The organism is Pseudoalteromonas sp. SR45-5 (genome assembly GCF_014163565.1).
Taxonomy (GTDB): Bacteria; Pseudomonadota; Gammaproteobacteria; order Enterobacterales; family Alteromonadaceae; genus Pseudoalteromonas; species Pseudoalteromonas distincta.
On the sequence record NZ_JACJDN010000195.1, the window covers coordinates 1 to 6,414 of the forward strand.

Consider the following 6,414-nt stretch of genomic DNA (forward strand, 5'->3'; position numbering starts at 1 on the left):
TATATAAAAACACGTCCTTATTGTTTGCACATTTACTACACTTTTTAACGTTTTCGTAAGGAAATGTCAGTGAGGGTAATGCTTTGTAAATCATGAAATTAAAATAGAATGTTTGGGTCATAATGGAGATATTAATAATAAGGAATAACCTTAATGACCAACTCCCTTTTAAAAGCTGCATTACCCTTAAGTCTAATTACTATTTTGTCGGGCTGTGGCTCTGACGATAGCTCAAGCTCTACAGGTTACATCCAATTGTATAACGGCTCTTACAATAGCCCATACACACGTTTGTTTGTTGAAGAAACAGAGCGCTCAGGCGCTGATTTTGCTGATGTAACTACTCGCCATAACTACAGCACAGACACTTATGATGTAAGTTTTGAGTACCTAGATGCTAACGACAGCTATATAACAATTAGCGATCAAGAAATTTCTATTAAGGGTGACAAAACACAGTTAATAGTAATGAGTGGTAACTTTGATGAACCTACATTTACAGAGCTTAGCGTACCTATTACAAGCGATACGGGTGAGTTTAACTTAGGGTTTTATAATATTGCAGGAGAGGACACTAACTACGATATTTACTTAGCAACTGATGATGGTGTATTTGAAAGCGCGACACTTTTCTCATCAGCTCAATATTTAAGTGAGTTAGATCTGCAAAGCGTTGATGAAGGTTATTACACTATTTACATAACAGAAGCGGGCAGCAGTGATGTTGTGTACGAGTCGTCATCTGTTTATTTATACGATGAAGCAAGTTATGTAGCAATGATCCGCCCAAGTTATGCAACAGAAGAAGGCGGCATTACGCTTGATGTAGTAACCGATAATAACTACGTTACTGAGCTTAAACACCAATCTGCTCTGGGGCAATTACGTTTTATAAATACCGTTGATGACTACTCGCCAGTAAGCTTTTCTGCTACACGCGGTACAACTGTAAACACAACAAATACAGTCGCTAGTGACTCTTATACCGATTATGTTGAACTTTCGCCTAATAGTTACAGCGTAGCGATGTACGACGAAGAAGGTACAAAACTAGCTGATAACTTTTTAATGACGCTAGAGCGCGAGCAAAGTGCGGTGGGTATTTTTTATAACGACGCAGATAACGGTTTACGTATGATGAGCGTTGAAGAAAATCTAACACCAAGCAGTTACAGCCATACGGTATCGGTTGTAAACCTAATTGAAAGCTACGCAGGGCAGTCGGTTTCAGATGTAGATGTGTACTTTACACTTAACGGCGAAACGGTAGACGACACCAGTAACGTAGTCGATGGCCTAGATAAGTATGACCAAGAAGAGCAGGTTGTAGATAACGAAATTTACACGGTTTATGTTGTTTACGAAGACAACGGCCAGCAAATTGTGCTTATTCAACAAAGCGATATGGACTTTACACAAGAGGGTAACTACATATTGATTTTAGAGCATGATGAAACAACAAGCTCTGGTTATAAGATGACCCTAGAGCGCACTATTACCGATAGTGTTGAATAAACCTAAACATATTAAGTAGCATAAAGCCTAAGCACTTTAAGTACTTAGGCTTTTTTATTGAACAAAATTTACCTACTCATTAATAATTAGGTACACTCAGGGCATAATAATTAATAAGAGTGTGCCATGGATGATTTAGTTGGGTTAGCCGTCATAGTAATACTGGTTGTAGTTGCCGGTGCTATTTGCGGCTTAATTGCGCTAGTGCAGTTAAATGCATTAAAACAAGAAGTTGCTGTTTTAAGGGCCAAAATAACACATCTACAAACACATAAATCGATATCGCAAAGTGAACCTCAAAGTGAAGCATCTACGGCTCAGGCAGCGATTTCAATAACAGAGCCAATTGCTCATAAAGCACAGCCAAGCTTAATGTCCCAAAACGCGTCGCCACCTGTAATAAATCAGCTATCAGCACCTCCTAAAAAAGCCAAACCAGCTGAAGCATCAGCCATAGAATTACTATTTAATAAATTGCGCGCAGGGTTTGAAGAGAACTGGATGACCTGGATAGGCGCAATAGCGCTTGCGTTTGGGGGCATATTTTTAGCTAAATACAGCCTAGAAGCGGGATTACTATCACCTGTAATGAGGCTGAGTTTAGGTGGATTATTTGGGCTTAGCTTAATTGCAGCCGCAGCTTATTTACACCATAAACGCATTGTATTTGAAGGCTTTAATAATTACATACCCGCAGCGCTTGCAAGCGGCGGGTTTATTACCTGTTTTGCTTTAACGCTTTTAGCTTACAGCAGTTACGACATGCTGAGCCCTACCGTGGCATTTTTTGCGTTAGCTATTATAGCAATTAGTGCAAGCGCGATGGCGCTTAGGTTAGGCCCGCTATTGGCCGTGCTTGGTATTATTGGCGCTTACAGCGTACCAATATGGGTTAGCACTGGCAGTGGTAACTTATTTGCGCTGTTAATGTATATTGGCTTTGTAAGTTTGTCGGCTGCGTTAGTTGCACATAAAGTACAACGTATTTGGCTATGGTATTTACTATGGGTTGGGCACATTGGCTGGTATTTAGTTGGTTTTACGCTACTTAAAGCTAATACCGTTTGGTTAATGGGGGCATTTGCTTTACTTAGTATTGTAGGGTTAATTGCTATACCGCGCTTAGGTCTAAAACTAAATGTTATTGAACATCGCCCGCACAGTTTAAAACGCTTAATTAAAGTGCTTCCAGATCATGCATTACTACTCGCTTTTATTGCGCCCTTAATATTTACTATGTTGATCAGTCACTTTGATATGCAGTGGCAAGCAATCGGCGTGTTAAGTATTGTATTGGTGTTGTTTTTAGTCCTTAAAAATAGCCGTTGGGATATTTGGCAGGGCGTAGCTTTAGTTATTTCAACGCTATTAGTATTAGGCGCTGAGCGCACGCATCTTTCGCCAAATCTATATGATGACGCCCTCTTTGTATTCAAAAATGAGTATGGTTTGGGTTTATTACTCGGGTTGTTACTTACCGCTTTTGGGCTCTATTACGGTAAAAAACAGATTAAGCGTTTAGCGTTTCATATTACGGGGGCATTTAGTGCATTTGTAATGATAGCTACTTTATATACGCTTATTCCTAATTCTGCGTTAAGTACTGCATATCCACTTTGGGCCGTTGCATTGTTTGTAGTGGCGGCTATTTTAATAAAGCTCGCGCAGCATAATACAACGCTATTTCAGCGTTTTACTTATTGGGTAGGGGCTAATGCCAATATTACGTTAGCAGTTACCATGCTATTAAGTGACAGCGGCCTAACCATTGCACTGGCTGTACAAGTATTACTTATAAGCGTACTTATAAAACGCTATAACGTGCCTATGCCGCATTGGCCTATAAAAGCCTTAGTTGCTGCGTTATTACTGCGCTTAACGCTTGCGCCTTGGACACCAAGCTACGATGCGTTAACGGTATTTGGTTTGCATTGGAGTATTGTGGTTTATCCGTTATGTATCGCGTTATTTTTTGCCGCAGCTAAGTGCTTTGACTCATCAAAACTTAAAATATGGCTCGAAGGTGCAGCCCTTCATTGTTTAGCGCTTTTTATTACTACCGAAACAAGTTATCAGCTAGTAGGGCATTATCCGCAATTTGATTCACTTAACTTTTACGAACAAATACTCCTTACCTGTAACTGGCTGGCATTAGGGTGTGTGTATTTACACAGAGCAAAACTTGCCGGTACTTTAGCTAAGTTATATAAAGTGGCGGGTTTTGCACTTGCGGGGTTAGCAGGGCTTTTTGCTATTAAAACACTACTTGACGATAACCCATTATTTGAATCACTTTACATAGGTGAGCTGCCAATATTTAACTGGTTATTACTATTGTGGTTAGTTCCTGCAGGATTAACGCTTTGGCTGGCCAAGCTTGTAAAACCAATAAATGCTAAAGCTACGCCATTTATATTGGCCGTTGCGGGTGGCTTTATATTATTGGCAATAAACAGCTTTATTCGTCAGTACTGGCAAGGTCCTTATATTTACTTATCCAAAGGGGCGAGCAATGCAGAGCTTTATAGTTACTCTGTTATTTGGTTAGTATTGGGTGCGGGTACTGTTATTTTTGGTCATTTAAAAAATCAATTATTAATACAAAAAATAGGCCTAGGCATACTAGCTGCAGTTATTGTTAAAGTGTTTTTAATTGATATGGCTAACTTGGAGGGCTTACTTAAAGCGCTTTCGTTTATTGGATTAGGGCTTTCGTTGGTGGGGTTAAGTTGGTTGTTCCAAAAGCTTAGAAGCCGAGTAAATCCAGTTTAATTTTATGAACACTTTATAAAGCAAAGCCCAGTGAAGATACTGGGCTTTTTGTTTTACGCTATTACTTGATAGCTTTTAACTAGAACACTTTTAACTAGAACACTTTTAACTAGATCACTATGTACTGTGATTAAGCAGTGCCTTTAGTTTGCCCGGTTTAATTGGCTTACTTAAATAATGAATATTAGCGGCTTTGGTTTCTTGCTTAAGCTCGGTGTCGCGCACGGCGGTAATTAAAATAGCAGGGACTTGGCTTTGCCAAATTTCGCGCAGGGTTTTAATTAGCGTTATCCCATCGCAGTCATTGCCTAATTGGTAGTCCATTAAAATAACATCGGGTGCACCGTTTTCTTTAGCATGCGCCAGTACATTATCTACGTTATCAAAAAGGGTGTAATTAGCTTGCCACTTTTTAAGTAAGCTTGCCATTGCTGCTAAATTTTCAGGGTCGTCGTCTACGGCAACAATATTAATTGCTGCACGGTTTTCTATTAGGCTGTTTGTAGTACTTTTTTGTTGTACAAACTGCTCGTCACCATAAGGTACCTCAATGCTAAAGCGGCTACCTTTATTTGGTTCAGAATGCACATCAAGCGGCAAACTTAATAAGTCAGCCATACGTTTTACAACACCTAAGCCTAAGCCTACGCCTTTGTTATCGCCCGACTCCACACGGTAAAAGTCGTTAAATATTTTGGCTTGCTCTACTTCGCTAATACCGGGGCCTGTATCCCATACTTCTATTCGTAAATTGTGCTTTCGGTTCCTGCAGGCAATTAATACACGGCCATTGTCGGTGTATTTAACTGCATTAGAGACCAAGTTTTGAATAATTCGGCGCAAATAGGTTATATCGCTGTGCACAATTTGTTGGTTTGAACGCACACTAAGCTTAAGGCCTTTATCACTTGATAAAATAGCGTATTCACTTTGCAGTGGCGCTAAAATATCTTCAATATAAAAGTGGCGAGGGGTAGGGGTCATAGCGCCTTGCTCAAGCTTAGCTATTTCAAGCAATGCCGACATTAAATGCACGGTTGAATCGAGACTGTCGCCTAACTTTTCAAAGCTGTTTTGGTTAGTGCTGTCGAGTTGCTTTTCGTCAATGGCGGCAAGGTATAAACGTGCTGCATTTAACGGTTGTAAAATATCGTGGCTCGCCAGTGCTAAAAAGCGCGTTTTACTGTCGTTGGCTTGCTCTGCTTCTCGTTTAGCTAAAGTAAGTGCTTGCTCAGTTTGTACACGGCTATCTATTTGAGCTTGTAAGTCTTTATTGATAGTTTGCACTTCTTGAGTACGTGCTTCTATGCGGTTTTCAAGATCCATGTTTACTTCTTCAAGCGCATTTTGCGTACTTATGTGGTTTGTAATATCTGAAAAGCTGGTAACAAATCCGCCATCGGGCAGCGGATTACCAATCATTTCGTATACTTGGCCATTACGACGGTGGCGAATAAAATGATGCGAGCTGCCATATTTTAAATGCTGTACACGTTTTTCTACTTGGCGTTCTATTTCACCAGGGCCACATTCACCACGGTTAGCGTTGTATCTAATAATGTCTTCTATGGGTTGGCCTACTTCTAAAAAGCCTTCAGGGTAGCCAAACATTTCATTGTAGCGTTTGTTCCATGCAACGAGTTTTAAATCTTTATCAACAACTGAAATACCGTGGCTTAAATTTTCGAGTGAGGTAAATAACAGATTTTGATTAAATTGCAACGCTTGTGTGGTTTCGTCAAAAAAGTTTACAACTTCTTCAAACGCCATACGTTTACCCGACGATACCGTATGTATTAATGCTTGCGCTGACGATGCACCAAGCACGCCTGTTAACGCGCGTTCGCAGTAGGCTATAAATTCAGGCTCTGGGTGTGCGTTGTTATCACTTAAATGATGGGCGAGTGCGTAATGGGCCAGTACTTGTTGGCTGCGCTGAATACCTAGAAATGTTTGCAGTAGTATTTTAAAGTCGTAAACGGTGGCTTTTACGTCTTTATTTAAGCGCCTTGATAAAATAGCCTGATCTTTAGGGTTAACAAAAGCAGCGGCCTGAATTTTATCAATTAAGCGCTCCTCAGCCCCAAGTGAAAAACTAATATAACAACCAATATTGGCAAACAAAGC

The 6,414-nt window shown here is 40.2% G+C and carries 3 protein-coding genes; 2 read left to right on the forward strand and 1 reads right to left on the reverse strand.

Annotated elements, in window-relative coordinates; all coding sequences use genetic code 11:
• The first annotated feature begins 153 nt into the window (after window positions 1–153).
• Window positions 154–1,515 carry a hypothetical protein gene (locus H5072_RS09160; RefSeq protein WP_024597652.1) on the forward strand — a complete coding sequence of 454 codons (1,362 nt, stop codon included), beginning with the start codon at window positions 154–156 and terminating at the stop codon, window positions 1,513–1,515.
• A gap of 126 nt (window positions 1,516–1,641) precedes the next feature.
• Window positions 1,642–4,287, forward strand: a complete 2,646-nt coding sequence (locus H5072_RS09165) for a DUF2339 domain-containing protein (protein WP_182693343.1) — start codon at window positions 1,642–1,644, stop codon at window positions 4,285–4,287.
• Between the two features lie 117 nt (window positions 4,288–4,404).
• Here the strand turns inward: H5072_RS09165 and H5072_RS09170 are convergent.
• A partial coding sequence (locus tag H5072_RS09170; RefSeq protein WP_182693344.1) for a PAS-domain containing protein occupies window positions 4,405–6,414 on the reverse strand: 2,010 nt, incomplete at its 5' end.